Source organism: Sorangium sp. So ce128, assembly GCF_051525245.1.
GTDB lineage: Bacteria > Myxococcota_A > Polyangia > Polyangiales > Polyangiaceae > Sorangium > Sorangium cellulosum_B.
Genome location: NZ_CP150313.1, coordinates 294,429 through 310,172, shown reverse-complemented (window position 1 = coordinate 310,172; position 15,744 = coordinate 294,429). Strand labels below are relative to the sequence as shown.

Genomic DNA, 15,744 nt, shown 5'->3' with positions numbered 1-15,744 from the left:
CCCTCAAGCTTCGTCACGAGTTCCGGCGAGAGTCGGCCTCCGAAGTCGGCTGCATGGGTGTCCGTAGTCCCCTGCGCACCGCTGTGTAGCTGACTATCCGGGCATCTGATCTCACTTCAGCGGGGTACTGGGATCAGTACCCCGCTGAGGCATGGGATCGGCCCTCGCAGTTTCGGGCCGCCGGTTCGACGCGGCATTGGCTCTAGGGTCGGTAGGGGGGGTAGGGGGCGCCGGCTCGCTTCCACCGCTGGTTGGCGGTGCCCTTGCAGGTGAACTGGATGGCCTTCGGGCCCTTGATGGCCGGATCGTAGGCGATGGTCAGGCACTTGCCGCTGTGCCGGGCGGTGATCCGGAGGTCGCCTCCGGGGAGGTCGGTGATCTTCCACTGCTGGTTCTCGCCGGTGCCGCAGGTCGACTGTGTCACCCGTGTGTTGTCGGCGGTGGACGACGACGGCACGGTGAGGCACTTGTGGCTGTGCCGGGCGACGATCCGGTGGTAGCCGGCTCCCAGGTGGAGCAATTGCCAGTGCTGGTTCTGGGCCGCGGCGTCGCCGCAGGATCGCTGGGTCACCCCTACCCCGTCTTTCTTCGCGTCGTCGTCCACGATCACGGAGCCATCGGTGAAGCGCCGCACAGCCAGGCACTCGTCCTTGTGCTGGGCTCGCAGCTGCTCGTACGCGTGTCCGGAGCCGACGCCGCTCACCTCGCCGGTCGTGGTGTCGATGGAGACGCGCGGGTGCCAGCGCATCGACAGCGACCTGTTGGTCGGGAACTGGAGCGGCAGCCAGACGTAATCGCTGCCTATGATGCCGCCGTCCCAGGCGTTCCCATGCCGGTCGCCCATGTAGAGGTAGGAGGTCGTGTTGCTGCCCTGGATCGGCAGGACGAACGTGGGCTGCGAGCCGTAGGTGATGCTGTCGCCGAGGTCCGCCATGGCGCTCCAGGGGCCTTTGATGCTGGTCGCGGTGGCGTACTTGGTCTGGTTGGGCTGCCAGCCGGTGACGCCCGAGGTCAACAGGAAGTAGACGCCGTTGCGCTTGAACATCGTCTGCGCTTCCCGGGTGACGTTGGAGAAAACGTGCTCCTTGGCGGCGACCTTGAGGTAGTCGGGGGTCAGGCGGTAGATGATGAGGTGCTGCTGCTTATCACCGGTCGTCGAGATCAGGTACGCCGTGCGGTCGCGATCATCATCCTGGAACACGCTCACGTCGAAGGATTTATCTCCGTCGGGATAGAAGGGTTCCCCGATTGTGTAGTCGCCGTCCACCGTGGGCGACGTGGCGAACACGACCTGGTTCCACTCCAAGGGGTGTGGGTGGTTCTCGTAGCGCATGAAGAGTACGTATTGCCCGGTGCGGGCGTTGTAGATGACCTTGGGCCGCTGGAGATTCTGCGCTTTGGGGGCCGAGGCCGCGGTCAGCACGTGCCTGCGAAACTCCCAGGTATGCAGGTCGGTCGAGCGGTACACCGAGATTTCTTGGAATCTGTTGTCGCGGCGGGGGTTCTCGCCGAACCAGTAGTAGTACTTGCCCACCTTGATCATGCCGCCGTCGTGCCCGCGCACCACGTTGCCGGCGGTGTCGGTGAACTGCACTCCATTGGTGACCGTGACCGGGGCGGCGACGGCCTCGCCGCCAGCGGCCAGCAAGGTCAATAACAGGCCGACGCAAGCTGCGACGGCGATCGGACGACGACGCGCGGTGCTCTGCGCATGGGTACGTCCCTTCATTGAGCTTCCACGACAAGCGCGTGACATAAGGTTCCTTTCCACAGGCTCTCCTCTTCTCCTCGTATGAGCTGATGACCCGAACACGTGACGTCCCCCCCGGGGGCTAGACGTCATGGAAACGTGGCGTTCGCAAGGTCAATTCTGCACCCAGAAGGCGGCGGTCCGGGGCGGCGCCATCTTGGCCGCCTCCGACTGGAACACCGTCGCCAGCTTCACGCCGCCGCCGGGGTTGAGCCGGACGGCGTTGCCGAACTTGCCGGGGACCCAGCCATCAGGGCGGTCGAGCGTGATCTTCGCGTCGCCGGTGGAGTCCGCGGCGATGGTGCCGCTCGTCTCGTCGAACGTCCAGTAGTGCTTCAGTGTGGGACGGTCATGGAGTGGCCCTTGCTGGTCAGAGCTGTGAAGCAGCACAACGTATGCCACCCATGGAAACCGAGGCGGGCTTCCGGGAATGCTCCTGCGTGCGCGCGCTGAGAGAGGGGCACAGGGGACGATGGCCTCGCGAGGATTATTCTCGACGGCCCTGCGTCCCTCCCGGACGCGCTGCGTCCCTTCCGGACACGGCGGGCGTCCGGCCGCCCTGCCCCCTCGCGGCCCGGCGCAGCGCCTCGGCGGCTAGACGAACAGAGGGACCGGATTGAGCTCGCCTTCGCCGAGCGGGCGGGCCAGCCATCCTTGCGCGCACGGCACCTGGTAGAGCCTCCCCGGGCCGAATCGAGGCCAGAAGCGGCGCAACCCCGGGACGATCACCTGGACCACGGGCAAGCCGATGTCGGGGCGGGTCTTGTCCACCGCGACGAGCTCCAGGCCCGCCCCGTCGAGGCGCCTCATGCATTCCTGGATGTCGGCGCGCAGATCGGCGCCGCCGAGCCGCGGCAAGCGCTCGGCGGCGACCCGCGGCGGATCGGGGTCGGGGAAGAGATACGCGCGGTCGGGCAGCCGCTCGAGGTCCCACGGCGCCTGGCGGGCGCCGGCGGGATCGAAGAGCTGGTTCAGCTCGGTGAGCGATCGCTGCACGGCGAGGCGCGGGTCGAGGTGGCAGCCGAACCCGAGGGCGAACCGATCCGCCCGGGCCTCGTGGGCGAGCGCCACGCAGGTGGGGATGCCGAGGTCGTGGGTCAGATCGAGCACCCAGACGACCCAGCCGAGACGAGCGTAGTCGGCCTGGAGAGCATCGAAGTACGGATCCGCGAAGCCATCGAGATCGATGGCCGGGCGAGCGAGCCGGTCGTACCACCAGACCGCGGCGGCGTCGCGCTCCACCAGCTCGAGCAGGGCTTGCAACAGGGCCTCCTCGAGGCAGGTAACCGGCCGCCACGCCGTTGCCGGACGGGCCGCAGAACGCGGTGCCGCTCTCGGCCGAGGCCTCGGCAACACCAAGGCGCCGGTCAACTTCCGGGAGGCGGGGTTCGAGCCCCCGGACGAGGTCGACCTCGTGAAGGGGGCCTATATCCGGCTGAAGCCGCTCCGCGAGGTGAAGGTGGCGGCGCCGGTGCTGCTCCTCGACGTCGAGGGCGAGGAGCTCGCGAAGAAGCTCGTCCAGCGCTTCGTGATCGACCGGAACGGCTCGGTGAGCGAGCGGCTGTGGCGGCTCGTCTACAGCCACGACGACCCGCTCGACGACGCCGAGGCGCCGGTCGAGCGGGACGCGCGCTGGCTGGGCGGGATCCCCGAGCCCATCTGGCAGCTCGTGCGCGACAACGTCCTGCGCTGCCTTTAGCTCCGCCCGCCAGAAGTCCGGCCAGGAATGGTCAAGGTAGGCGCGCGGGATCGCAATTACCTTGACGTTCACCGCTTCCGTTGATGGGCGCGCAAGGACAGCGCAGTTGCTACCCTTCGGAGTGGGCCGAAGGGGTGCGGCGCGCGCCGTGTCGGCCGAGGCTATCTGCGGATAAGCCCAGGCGGGGTGTCCTTTCCGCCGCCCTGATTCGTGACGGTCGTCACCACGTCGAAGGGCGTGGCTTGAACATGGATTGTGTACTGACCATCCTTCGGGGTTCCGCTGGCACCAGGAATGCCATTGATGTTGATATAGAAGCTCAAGGGTTGCTCGCCCCCGTCACGTGTCAGATCGGGGTAGGGCAGCGTGATCGAGGGCTTGAATTCGTCGAACTCCTTGCCCGCGAAAAGGACCTGGAAATCGTTCGCGATATTCCCTGAAACGCTTGCGGTCAAAGTGATCTTGTTCGCAAGGATTCTGGTGTTCAGCGCGGTGCACTTCACCCCGCCGTTTACCTGCTTCGCGTCATTGTACGACAGATCCGGGAGCGGTATCCGGATAGAGAGAGGGGAGAAGTCGACGTTGGCGTCCGACGTAAACACGTTGGGCTTCTTTTCCATTGTTGGTTTCCTCTTGAATGTGTGCTGGTGGGCTTGTTCGCGCCCCTGATTCGTGCCGTCGTTGGAGCGCAAAGCTCAGGTTCGCAAAGCTCGTGCCACCGGGCTGCCTGGACAGCGTCGACCGCGGCAGCGCACGGGCAAGCGCCAGCACTCGTTCAAAGCAGGGGAATACCGATCGGAGGCCTGCGTCTCGGCAGGACACGGCGCGTCCCCCCTGGACGCAGGCCCGGCTGCTCCGCTGAACGCCGATATCGCTCACCGGCCACGGGCCCGTCAGAATCCGGGTGGATGCGACCCGCGCTCGGCGCTGCAGCGGGAGTATATCTACACCCCCATCAGCGCAGAGGGGCTGTCCCAGAGGATCGCCCGCAGCGCCTCATCCCCGAGCGCGCCCCGCAGCGCCATCATCTCGTCGACCATCCCGGGCCCGTGATCGAGGTGGGGGAAATCGGTCCCGAACACCATCCGCGTCGCGCCGATCTCCTTCACCACCCGATCGAGCATCGCCTCGCCGGGCTCGAGCGCGATCCAGCACTGCCGCTGGAAGTACTCCGAGGGCGGCCGGCGCACCCGACCGCGCACCTCGCCGCGCATCTGCGCGTACTCGACGTGGTCGAGCCGCCAGAGCCAGTAAGGCAGAAAGCCGCACCCCGCCTCGAGCAGGCCCACCCGCAGCGTCGGGTGGGCCTCGAGCGCGCCGCCCTCGAGCAGCGAGAGCAGCGCCATCATGGCCTCCATCGGGTGAGAGCACGCGTGCTGGCCGAACCGCGTCTCGAAGCGATCGGCCCCCGCCGTGGCGACGCGCGCGTGTGTGCCCTCGTGGAGGAGCACGGTGATCCCATGGTGCTCGCAAGCCGCCCAGAACCGCGCGTGGGCAGGCGCGCTCAGCGTGCGGCCCTGCACCGGGTTGGGCCGGAGCACCACGGAGCGCGCGCCGTCGCGCGCTGCCTGCTCCAGATCGCCCACCATGGCCTCCGGGTCGTGGCGCGATAGCAACGCCGGGCCGAGGAGCCTCTCCTTCGCGCTCGCGCAGAAATCGCGCAGCCATCGATTGTAGGCGCCGGCGTAGGCGCGCGAGCCTGCCCAGAGGGCGATGGGCTCGGAGACGTGAGGGTCCCCATCCATGATCCGGAAGCCATCTCGCATGCGCAGCTCCTCGGCGGCTATCGGGGCTAGACGAACAGAGGGACCGGGTTCAGCTCGCCCTCGGCGAGCGGGCGAGCGAGCCACCCCAGCGTGCAGGGCACCTGATAGAGCCTCCCCGGACCGAACCGGGGCCAGAAATGGCGTAGCCCTGGGACGATCACCTGGGCCACGGGCAAGCCGATGTCGGGGCGGGTCTTGTCCACGGCGATGAGCTCGAGGCCCGCCTCGTCGAGGCGCCTCATGCATTCCTGGATGTCGGCGCGCAGATCGGGGCCGCAGATGCGAGGCAAGCTCCCGGCCGCGATCCGCGGGAGATCCGGGTGGGGGAAGAGATGCGCGCGGTCAGGCAGCCGCTCGAGGTCCCACGGCGCCCGGCGCGCGCCCCCGGGCTCGAAGAGCTGGTTCAGCTCGGTGAGCGATCGCTGCACGGCGAGGTGCGGGTCGAGGTGGCAGCCGAACCCGATGGTGAATCGATCCTCCCGGGCCTCGTGGGCGAGCGCGACGCAGGTGGGGATACCGAGATCGTGCGTCAGATCGAGCACCCAGACGGCCCAGCCGAACCGGGCATAGTCCGCCTGGAGGGCTTCGAAGTACGGGTCCCCGAAGCTGTCGAGGTCAATGGCCGGGCGACAGAGGCGGTTGTACCACCAGATGGCGGCGGCGTCGCGCTCCACGAGCTCGAGCAGGGCTTGCAATACGGCCTCCTCAAGGCAGGTGCCGGCCGCCACGCCGTTGCCGCAGGGGCCGCTGAACGCGGTGCCGCTCTCGGCCGGGGCCTCGGCGTAGCAGTAGGCCAGCGGGACGTAGCGCCGCTCGCGCTTGCTCAGCGACCAGGCCGGGGTCCAGTCGATCCGGGTGCCGGCGTCGAGCGGCTCCGGTACCCAATGGCGACGATCCGCTGCCTGCGCGTTGAGGTGAGCGCGCTCGCGGTACTGCGCCTCGCTGAAGTTCAGCAGATCGCCGGGCGAGAGCGCCGCCGCGCCGAGCTCGTCCTTGCTGCCGCGGACGCGCGCCTCGTCCCCCTGGTAGACGCCGCTGTATCGCTCGAGCGCCTCGCAGAGCGCGCTCACCCTGGCCTGGTCCGCGCTGCGCCCCTTGCCGGCGCAGCTCTTGTCGAAGACGTTGGTGCGCGGGACGCCCTCCCGGGGGCAGGCCAGGTAGCCGGACGCGTACACGGCGCGGAGCTCGGTGTCCCGCCCCGGCATCGGCACGAGGTACGTCACGGCTCCGGTGATCGGGCTGACGAGGTGCTGATAGCGCTCGTAGGTCCGCCGCGGGGTCTGCCGGCGGTATCCACCGTCCTCGTAATGCGCCTTCTCCACCGGCTGCAAGTCGATCGGGCGCTCGCCGACGGCCGCCATCCGCGCCGGATCGCCGCACGCCGGGCACTGCGGCCTCCGGACGACCGCGTGCGCGGTGATCTGGAACGTGGCCAGATCGAGGGCGAGCACCCGGGCACCGAGCGCCCGGGGAGAGCTGGTATCCTCCCCGGCGAGCGCGCGAGCGATGGCCGAGGCGCCGAGCCCGCAAGCGGTCCGTACGCTCGCCTCGGTGGCCGCCCTGGGGGGAGGGACGTGGCCCTCGTGCCCCCGGCGCCGGCGAACGAGCTCCTCGACCGGGCGGTTCTGGCGCATCCGGAACGCCAGGCATTCCCAGCAGGGGCCGGCGCCGGGCTCGAAGACGGGCCCGATGAGCGGCTGGACGCCGGCAGGCCTGATCAGGAACCAGCGCGTCCCTTCACGCAGCGCACGGCGGTTGATCGAGGCCAGCTCGGGCTGCACATGGTCGTCGGCCACGACCACCTGCACCGCCGCCTCGCCGTCGATCCGCACGCCTGCCTGTTCGAGCGCCTCGGTCATCCACCCGGCGGGAGCGGCTTCGCCAACGGCCAGGACCGACACCGGGGTCCGGCTCAGGGCCTCGGCGGCCGCCTTGCCGTCGAGACCCACCCCGCGCCAGTACGCCGCGTGCTCGGAGGGGAGCTCCGGTGTTGCGGGGACCAGGTAGCCACGCGCCGCGAGCCGGCTCAGGGCGTACAGGGTCTCGGGCTCGGAGAACCGATCGCGCGCGGCGCGCAGGATCTCGTCCACCGTGCGCCGGCCGTCGACGAGCGCGGCCACCTCGGCGGCGCAGGCGCCGGACACGACGAAGCGCTCGCGCTCGCCGATCAGGAAGACCACGCCCGCATCCATGCGCTCGACGCGCAGGGTGGGCTTGAACGCCAGCACCTGGCTCAATTCCAGAGGATCCATCGTCGTTCCTGGTTTCACCCGCCAAGGAGCACATGCAAGTGGCGCGCTCGAGGAGAGCGACCGCCGGATGGCCGGGGATCGCCGGGCCTCCCTGGACCCATCAGGATCCGGGCGGAGTGGAGCCGCACGCGGCCGTGCCCCTACATCCCCATGAGGCCGCAGGGGCTCTCCCAGAGGATCGTCCGCAGCGCCTCGTCCCCGAGCGCGCCCCGCAGCGCCATCACCTCGTCGACCATCCCAGGGCCATGGTCGAGATGGGGAAAATCGGTCCCGAACACCATCCGCGTCGCGCCGATCTCCTTCACCACCCGGTCGAGCATCACCTCGCTGGGCTCGAGCGCGATCCAGCACTGCCGCTGGAAGTACTCCGAGGGCGGACGGCGCACCCGGCCGCGCACCTCGCCGCGCATCTGCGCGTACTCGACGTGGTCGAGCCGCCAGAGCCAGTAAGGCAAAAAGCCGCACCCCGCCTCGAGCAGGCCCACCCGCAGCGTCGGGTGGGCCTCGAGAACACCACCCTCGATCAGCGAGAGCAGCGCCATCATCGCCTCCATCGGATGAGAGCAGGCATGCTGGCCGAAGCGCGTCTCGAAGCGATCGGCCCCCGCCGTGGCGACGCGCGCGTGCGTGCCCTCGTGGAGGAGCACGGTGACGCCGTGGTGCGCGCACGCCGCCCAGAACCGCGCGTGGGCGGGAGCGCTCAGCGTGCGGCCCTCTACCGGGTTCGGCCGGAGCACCACGGCGCGCGCGCCGTCGCGCGCCACCTGCTCCAGATCGCCCACCATGGCCTCCGGATCGTGGCGCGAGAGCAGCGCCGGGCCGAGGAGCCTCTCCTTCGCGCTCGCGCAAAAATCGCGCAGCCATCGATTGTAGGCGCCAGCGTAGGCGCGCGAGCGCTCGGCGTCGATAGCGTCGTCGTGGACGAGATAGGACGCGTACGTCGGGAGCACGACGGCAACGTCGACCCCGGTCGCGTCCATCTCGGCGAGGTGCCCCCGAGGCGTCTCCGCGGCGGCGAGGAGCGCGCGGCGGCGCTCGGTGACCAGCCCGAGCTCGAGATAAGCCACCTCGGGGACGCGCAGGATCGGCTCGCCGGCCACGGTGAGGATGGGGGGCGTGGGCAGGAGCGCGTACTCGCCCAGGCGCTTCACCCGCTCGATCAGGGTCTCGGGCGGGCCGAACGGCGCGAGCCGCGGCGCATACGCCCGCATCTGCGCTGGCAGGTACTCCGGCCAGAGGGCGATGGGCTCGAGGACGTGGCGGTCCACGTCCATGATCCGGAATCCATCTCGCATGCGCGGATCCTCGGCAGCTAGACGAACAGAGGGACCGGGTTGAGCTCGCCCTCGGCGAGCCACCTCAGCGAGCTCACCCGATCGCTCCTCCTCACGCCGTCATTGCCTCCATCAGCAGCAGCAAGTGAAGGGGTACTCTGCTCCCGTGGCGTTGTAGACGGCGAGCGCGACGGGCTCGGCGCTCTCGTCGCTCGGCACCGTGGGCAGGTAAAGCCTGAGCGTGTGCGGTCGAGAAAACGTCCAGTACGACTGGCCCTTCGACGGCGGGTCGCTCGACGCGTCAGGCTTGGTCCATCTGGCCCCGTCGTCATTCATGACACAGATGTTCATGTTCCAGGGCAGCTTGTAGCCGCGGATGGTCCGCAGCGCTGCGGCGCAGTCGATGAGGAGCATCTGCTTGAAGTCGTCGCTGGTCCAGGCCTTGGCCATCGCCGCGAGCAGCACGACCTTGAACCCCTCGAAGCCCTGGTCGGTCGGGACGAAACCGCCGACAGGAGCGTGACTCTGCGTGCCCACGGCCGGCGTGATGAGGAGTGGTTTCTGCCCGGCCGGACCGTACTCCTTCCCCCAGTCGTCGCTGAACAGCGACGCGCGCTGGCTGTAGAAATCCGCGAGCGCCATGGCTTGCTCGGCCGCTTCCGTGGACGGGGCCGTGAGCGGCAGGTACATCGTCAAGCTGTCGAGAAGGTTCTTGGACCAGACCCATTCATCGCCGATCCACTCGAACCGCCCCGGGGGAAGATCGTCGCTCGCGCGGTTGCCGCGCTGCTCGGGCTGGCCGGCGCTCACGACGTGGAGGGCGCATGCGTTCTGCCACGACCCCCAGTCGAAGCCAAAGTATTTGAGCAGCGTATCGGTGGGATTGCTCGTGAGCTTGTCTTCAAAATCGGGATCTCCCCACGCCTTCGCGATCGCGCGCAGGTAGGTCGTGCGAAACGCCATCAACTTGTCCATGCTCATCAACCGGCTCCTTCGTGGCTGTCGGCCTGGATCGCTCGCAGGCCAGGGTGAAGCCTGTGCAGCTCGTCGAGCCGCGCTCGTCGCTGCCCGTCGCCGCTGGAGCGCCGGAGCAGCTCCAGCGTCGCCAGCGCCTCGACCCTCGGCATGGCGAAGCGCCGCGCGAGGAGGGCCGCTTGCTCCAGCGAGGTCCACACGCCCTCGGCCGCAGGATCCAGCCGCGCCGCGACGATGGCGCGGCGGAGGTGGAGCTCGGGCTCGTAGAAGTGCTCGTCGTTCTCGCGACACATGGAGAGGCAACGGTCGATGCACTCGATGGCTGCGGTGAGCTCGCCGCGGGCTGCCTGGGTATCGGCGGCCAGAGAGGCGTAGTACGAGAGGCCGAGCTTGCACCCGAGGTCCGAGAGGGTGCGCACGATGGCCCGGGGGCGCTCCTCGTCGCCAGCCGCCCAGTCGTGGAGGACCACCCCGTACCCTTCGTAGGCAGGTAGCCCATATTTCCCGCTCAGGGCGAGGAGCTCTCCGGCCATGGCGGTGACCGCGCGCCGATCGCCGGCGAGCTGGTGGACCATGCCCCCGTACATCAAACAGAGGGCGATCGATGGCACGTGGCCGACCTCTCGAGCCCACTCGAGGGCGCTCGCGATGAGCGCGAAGGCAGAGGCGGTGTCCCCGAAGAACCAGCGGAGCAGGGCCACGAACGACTTCGCCAGGACGAGCGAGTCCAGCCCGAAGCGCGCCCCATGGTCCCGGTGCAGCTCGGGATCGTAGAGCTCGACGGCGCGCTCGACGGCGCGCCTCGCGTCCGCGTGGTCGCCATCCATGAAGAGGGCGAGGCCGTGGAGCGCCGCGGCGGCAGCGCGGAGCCCCTGGTCGCCGGAGCGCTCGGCGATGGCGACCAGCTCTTCTGCCACCCCGCACGCGGTCCGGCGGTTGCTGGCCACGTGGTGATAGGTGAACAGGAACCACAGCGTCGGCACCCTGTGCTTGCTGTCCTGCTCGAGCCGTTGCAACAGGCTCGCCGAGCGATCGGCGGTCGCCTTGACCTGCGGATCGGCCCAGCCCCTGGTCGCCATCAGCGCCTGGGTCAAGACGCCATTCGCGGCCAGCTCTGCCTCGGCCCCCTCGGCGCCCGCCAGCGCTTCGGCCCAGGCCACCGCATTGGAGGCGTGGACGATGGCCTCGGCATAGGCCGAGCGTCGCAGCGCCTGCTCCGCGGCCCGCTGCGCGTAACCGACAGCTTGCCCCTTCTGCTCCGCCGCCGCGTGATGAGCCGCGAGCAGATCCGGCCGCGTCCGCACCACCTCCGGAAACCGCTCCTCCAGCGTCGCAGCAATCCGCGCGTGGATTCTCCGTCGCGCGCCCGTGGAGAGCGACTCATAGGCCGCATCCCGCAACAGCGCGTGCTTGAACACCCCCACCGCGTCCTTCTGCCGCCGCCTGAACAGCAGGAGCCCCGCGCTCATCAGCCGCTCCAGGTCGTCCTTCACCGCCGCTGGGCCGAGCGGGCTCGCTGCCGAGAGCACCTCGACGCTGAACTCCCGCCCCAGCGCGGCCGCGAGCTGGGCCGTCTCCTTGGCGCGCTCCAGCCGATCCAGGCGCGCCGTGAGCAGCGCCCGCAAGGTCCCCGGGATCGCTGCCCTCGAAAGCGACCCCGTGAGCTCGTAGCGATCCTCCCGCTCCACGACGAGCCCCGAGTCGACCATCATCCGGAGCAGCTCCTCCGCGAAGAGCGGGACCCCGTCCGCGCGGCCAGCCACCTGCTCGATCACGGCGGGAGGCAGCGCCTTGTTGCCCACCAGCCGGGTGAGCATCTCCTCCATCTGCGCGCGCTCGAGGCGGCTCAGCGGGAGCAGCAGCACATCGGCCGTCGAGAACGACGGCGAGAACTCCGGGCGAGCCGTCATGACGACGCACAGGGGGACCGCGGGCGCGTCGCGAACGACCTGCGCAAGGAACTCCATCGTGGTGGAGTCGGCCCAGTGCAAATCTTCGGCCAGCAGGAGGACGGGCCGCCTGTCGGCCATCGCGAGGAGCAGCGACGCGACGGTCTGGAGCGTCAGCGCCTTCTGCCGCTGCGCCGAGACGTCGAGCGGGGCGTACGGGGCGCCGAGGGGCAGGGAGAAGAGCGGCACGAAGAGCGGCATGGACTCGGCCAGCGCGAAGCCGTGGCCGGCGAGCTCCCCCTCGAGCCGCGCGATCTTGCTACCCGCGTCGGGCTCCTGGTCGAGCCCGAGCGCGCGCTCGAGGAGCTCGATCACCGGGCGCAGGGGGCTGTTTTGCGTGGCGGGCGAGCACCGCGCCTCGAGGAAGGTGTGGTCCTCGTGCGCTACCCGATCGCGCAGCGCGCGCGCCAGGCGGCTCTTGCCGATGCCGGGCTCGCCGGTGATGAGGCTCGACTGGCCCGCCCCCTCGCACGCGCGGCGCCACCGCTCCAGGAGGAGCCTGATCTCCGCATCTCGACCGGGGAGCGGCGCCTTCGAGCCGTCGGGGGTCGGCCACCTCGCCGCAGCGCCGTGCTCCTGCCCGAGGCGGTAGGTCTCCACCGGCGCCGCGATTCCCTCGATGGAGCAGGCCCCTTCGCTCTCGAGGTCGAAGGAGGCGCGCAGCAGCGCTTGCGACGCGGCGCTGACCGCCACGGCTCCCGGCGGCGCCAGCGCGGCGAGCCGCGCGGCGAGCCGCGGGGTGGCGCCGGTGACGAGGCACGCGCCGTCGAGATCCCCCAGATTCCCGTCGACGACCAGGCCGGTGTGGAGGCCGACGCTCACGTCGATCCGCACGCCCGGCGCCGCGCTGCGTGGGTCCTCGGCGTCCTCGGGTTGCGCAGCGCCGGCCATCGCCAGCGCCGCGCGGGCAGCGCGCTTGGCGTCGTCCTCCGCCGCGCTGGGGTAGCCGAAGTAGACAAGCAGATCGTCGCCGAGCGCCGCGGCCACGTACCCCCCGTACCGGCGCCCGACGTCCGCGCAGAGGGTGAGCGCCGCGCGCAGGGGATCGTCCAGCGCCTCGGCGTCGGCGGCCTGCCCGGCGGCCGCGCGCGCCCTCAGGTGACAGCAGAGCGCCGTCAGCTGCCGGCGCTCGCCGTCGAGCGCGGGCGCCCTCCGTCGGTCGAGCGACGTGGCGACCGTCGCGGCCGAGGCGAGCGACAGCGTGTCGGCGCTGGCCTGGGGGCCGCCGGCGCCGAGCAACGCCTCGCGCGAGAGCCCGCGCAGGCTGCAGGCCTCGAGCGCCTCGAAGAGCCCACGGGCGGTCACATCGCGCGCGCCTTCGTCCTTGCGGAGAGCGCGGGCGAGCAGGTCGCCCAGGGGGTGGCGCTCGAGCGCGGCGGGGATCGGGACGGGATCGGGGCCGAGCAGCCGGTAGAAGATCTCGGCCTCCGTGCCGCCGTAGGCTGGCTTGCCCGTCAGGCACTCGAGGAACACGAGGCCCCACGAGAACAGATCCGCGCGCGGCGAAGCATCGGCGCCGCGCCACTGCTCCGGCGCCCCGTAGCCGGGCGTGCCCAGCGCGTCGTGGCTGCCGGTCAGGCGCGTGGATCGCCCGTCGTCGAGCATGGCGCCGATCCCGAAGTCGAGCACCAGCGCGTTGCGGCGGGCGCCCGTGGGGATCACCATGATGTTGCTGGGCTTGAGGTCGCGGTGGACAACGCCCGCCGCGTGGGCGCACGCGAGGGCGTCGAGCACCTGGAGCATCAGGTGCCGCGCCTCGGACGGCGCGAGCGCGCCCTCTCGCTCGAGCAGGGCGGCGAGGTTGTCGCCAGGCGCGAAGGCGAACGCGGCGTAGAGGGTCCCATCTTCCACCTGCCCCGCGTCGACGAGCTGGACGAGGTTGGGGTGGTGAAGCTGGGCGCAGAGCCGCGTCTCGCGCAGGAAGCGCGTGACCCGCCTGTCGGCCTGCGCGACGCCTCCCTGCTCGGCGAGGCGCAGGATCTTCAGGGCGATCGGCTGCCCGGTGGTGAGCTGGCGGGCCTTGTGCACCACGCCGAAGCCGCCCTCGCCGAGCTTGGCCAGGATCTCGTAACGCCCGTCGAACGTGGCGCCTGGCGCGAGCGCGGCACCGTTTGCGACATAGCACTGCATGATCGATCTCGTGGTCGCAGGAGGCGCTCGGAGAGCGCTGGCACCGCTCCCTCAGGGCTCCTTGTCGGCGTCGAGCACTGCCAGGAGATCCGGATCGACCTCACCTCCAAGCAGGTCCAGGACCTCGCGCACCCGCGAGAGCTCGCGCCGCAGCGTCCGATGATGGTTGCGGTTCTTGAGCAGCATCTCCTGGCCGAGCAGCGTGAAGGCGTCGTCCCGGTTGCCCGTCCGCTGCACCGCCGCGCCGAGGACCATGCCCCGGAAGGCGTCGGTCAGCTCGAGCGGGAGCGGGGCGCTGCCGCCCCGGCGTCGCTCGGCCTCGTTCACGAAGCTGAGCGCCGCCCGCCAGAGCAGCTTGGACAGCGCGCTCGGCTCGGCGTCGCTGTCGAAGGTGAGCGCGCGCTCGACGTGGCGCCGCTGGATCACCAGATCGCCGCCGAGGCCGCTCTGCCCCGCGAGATGGAGCGCGTAAGCGCGCCGGACGATGTTGTCGAGCTGCCGCAGGTTGCCCGGCCAGGGCGCGGACACGAGGAGCTTCATGGCGTCGGGCTCGAAGCGCGCCGTCCCCGTGCCGTCGGCCTCCTGATGGCGCCGGTTCAGCATGTAGTCGGCCCAGCGCGGGAGCTCGTCGAGCCGCTCGGCGAGCGGGAGCAGCCGCACCGGCAGGACGTTGATGCGGTAGTACAGGTCCTCGCGGAAGCGGCCGGCGCGCACGGCGGCGCGCAGATCGGCGTTGGTGCCGACGAGGAGGCGCGCGTCGGCGCGGCGCTCCCCCGCCCCGTCGTCGCCCAGCATCCGGTAAGCGCGCTCCTCGATGAAGCGCAGGAGGCCCGCCTGGGCCTTGAGCGAGAGCTTGTCGATCTCGTCGAGGAAGAGCGTGCCCTTCGCGGCGCGGGCGACCGCGCCTGGGTTGTCCTTGACCGCTCCGGTGAAGGCGCCCCGCTTCCAGCCGAACAGCTCGGCCATCTGCAGGTCCTCGGGCACGCCGAGGAGGTCCAGCGATTCGAAGGGCTGGCCCCGGCGCTGCGAGTGCTCGTGGCACCAGCGCGCGAGCCTGGATTTCCCGGCGCCGGTCGGGCCGGTGATCAGGATGGTGTCGTCCCGCGGGGCGAAGGCGCGGAGCAGCTCGACGAGGTGCGCGGTGCTCTGACCGACGACCGGCAGGAACTCGTCCGGGCTCGCCGGCTCGTCCGAGCGAAGCGGCAGCGCGCGGGCGGCGATGAAGGCCCCGGCGATGCTGGCGAGGATCGCCAGCTCCTCGTGGCACTCCGCCCAGGGGAGCTCGAGCCCGACGGCCCCCCTGCAGCTCGCCTCGATCGTGATCATGCCGTCGACGCTGCCGCCCGGCGCGCGCAGCGGGACGACATGGACGTGGGTCGCGTCGCGACCGAGCATCCGCTCGCGTGTCGCGTCGCCGGGCATGCCGGCCGCCGCTGGCGGGTGGCGGAGCGCCATGGCCCCGTCCGGCATCCAGGAGCGGAGCGAGGCGCGCTGGACGTCGATCGAGACCGAACAGCGGTGCTTCTCGATCCAGCTCCAGACGCTGCCGGAGGTGAGATAGCCGGTGCCTTCGATGCGCGCGCCGCTCAGGCGGTCGATGCCGAAGAGGCGCTGGTAGCTGTCCTCGGGGCGGAGGTGGACCACGCCACGCAGGATCCGAGCGCGCCCGGCGAACGGGCTGCCGGCGAGCGCCTCTTCGACGCAGGTGAACATGGCCTGGAGGACCGCCGTGGCAGCTTCGTCAAAGTACGTGGCCGACACGAGGCGGGGGACGAGGGAGATGAAGCTCTCGTCACGGGATGCGGTCACGGTAGGCAGCAGGAAAGCAGGAGAACCGGGGCGGGTCCAGGTGGAACGAACAGGCTCGCGTCTCCTGCGGACGCGCTGCGTCCCGGCGGGACGCGAGCCCCCTCTCGCCTCGGAGGCCGTGGCAGCGCCGGCGTCCTGCC

The 15,744-nt window shown here is 70.5% G+C and carries 11 protein-coding genes; 1 reads left to right on the top strand and 10 read right to left on the bottom strand.

Annotated features, from left to right (window positions below):
• Positions 1–202: 202 nt before the first annotated feature.
• From WME82_RS01200 to WME82_RS01190, 3 genes are all read right to left on the bottom strand, one after another.
• Entirely contained in the window at positions 203–1,729 is a 1,527-nt protein-coding gene (locus tag WME82_RS01200) for an RICIN domain-containing protein (RefSeq protein WP_438041324.1), read from the bottom strand.
• A 135-nt stretch (positions 1,730–1,864) separates the two neighbouring features.
• Positions 1,865–2,152 (bottom strand): hypothetical protein, encoded by a 288-nt coding sequence (locus WME82_RS01195; protein ID WP_438041323.1) that lies wholly within the window; start codon positions 2,150–2,152, stop codon positions 1,865–1,867.
• 192 nt (positions 2,153–2,344) lie between these two features.
• Positions 2,345–3,013 (bottom strand): YcaO-like family protein, encoded by a 669-nt coding sequence (locus WME82_RS01190; protein WP_438041322.1) that lies wholly within the window; start codon positions 3,011–3,013, stop codon positions 2,345–2,347.
• 151 nt (positions 3,014–3,164) lie between these two features.
• On the opposite strand from WME82_RS01190, the gene WME82_RS01185 reads away from it, so the two are divergent.
• Positions 3,165–3,449, top strand: coding sequence for a hypothetical protein (locus tag WME82_RS01185; RefSeq protein ID WP_438041321.1), 285 nt, complete (start codon positions 3,165–3,167; stop codon positions 3,447–3,449).
• A 161-nt stretch (positions 3,450–3,610) separates the two neighbouring features.
• Here the strand turns inward: WME82_RS01185 and WME82_RS01180 are convergent, their stop codons facing one another.
• From WME82_RS01180 to WME82_RS01150, 7 genes are all read right to left on the bottom strand, one after another.
• A complete protein-coding gene (locus WME82_RS01180) occupies positions 3,611–4,069 on the bottom strand; it encodes a hypothetical protein (protein ID WP_438041320.1) in 459 nt (152 codons plus the stop codon).
• A 324-nt stretch (positions 4,070–4,393) separates the two neighbouring features.
• A complete protein-coding gene (locus tag WME82_RS01175) occupies positions 4,394–5,215 on the bottom strand; it encodes an amidohydrolase family protein (RefSeq protein WP_438041319.1) in 822 nt (273 codons plus the stop codon).
• 26 nt (positions 5,216–5,241) lie between these two features.
• Positions 5,242–7,467 (bottom strand): TOMM precursor leader peptide-binding protein, encoded by a 2,226-nt coding sequence (locus tag WME82_RS01170; protein WP_438041318.1) that lies wholly within the window; start codon positions 7,465–7,467, stop codon positions 5,242–5,244.
• A gap of 140 nt (positions 7,468–7,607) precedes the next feature.
• Positions 7,608–8,762, bottom strand: coding sequence for an amidohydrolase family protein (locus WME82_RS01165; RefSeq protein WP_438041317.1), 1,155 nt, complete (start codon positions 8,760–8,762; stop codon positions 7,608–7,610).
• A gap of 111 nt (positions 8,763–8,873) precedes the next feature.
• Positions 8,874–9,722 (bottom strand): BMA_0021/BMA_0022 family TOMM bacteriocin, encoded by an 849-nt coding sequence (locus WME82_RS01160; protein WP_438041316.1) that lies wholly within the window; start codon positions 9,720–9,722, stop codon positions 8,874–8,876.
• Positions 9,722–13,795 carry a TOMM system kinase/cyclase fusion protein gene (locus tag WME82_RS01155; protein WP_438041315.1) on the bottom strand — a complete coding sequence of 1,358 codons (4,074 nt, stop codon included), beginning with the start codon at positions 13,793–13,795 and terminating at the stop codon, positions 9,722–9,724. The genes WME82_RS01160 and WME82_RS01155 overlap by 1 nt, the downstream gene beginning before the upstream one ends.
• A gap of 51 nt (positions 13,796–13,846) precedes the next feature.
• Positions 13,847–15,604, bottom strand: a complete 1,758-nt coding sequence (locus WME82_RS01150; protein WP_438041314.1) for a sigma-54-dependent transcriptional regulator — start codon at positions 15,602–15,604, stop codon at positions 13,847–13,849.
• Positions 15,605–15,744: the final 140 nt, after the last annotated feature.

Coding starts and splice junctions, on each gene's coding strand:
- WME82_RS01155 (WP_438041315.1), bottom strand. CDS start 13,795: ATGCAGTGCTATGTCGCAAACGGTGCCGCGCTCGCGCCAGGCGCCACG.
- WME82_RS01180 (WP_438041320.1), bottom strand. CDS start 4,069: ATGGAAAAGAAGCCCAACGTGTTTACGTCGGACGCCAACGTCGACTTC.
- WME82_RS01170 (WP_438041318.1), bottom strand. CDS start 7,467: ATGGATCCTCTGGAATTGAGCCAGGTGCTGGCGTTCAAGCCCACCCTG.
- WME82_RS01160 (WP_438041316.1), bottom strand. CDS start 9,722: ATGAGCATGGACAAGTTGATGGCGTTTCGCACGACCTACCTGCGCGCG.
- WME82_RS01175 (WP_438041319.1), bottom strand. CDS start 5,215: ATGCGAGATGGCTTCCGGATCATGGATGGGGACCCTCACGTCTCCGAG.
- WME82_RS01200 (WP_438041324.1), bottom strand. CDS start 1,729: ATGAAGGGACGTACCCATGCGCAGAGCACCGCGCGTCGTCGTCCGATC.
- WME82_RS01165 (WP_438041317.1), bottom strand. CDS start 8,762: ATGCGAGATGGATTCCGGATCATGGACGTGGACCGCCACGTCCTCGAG.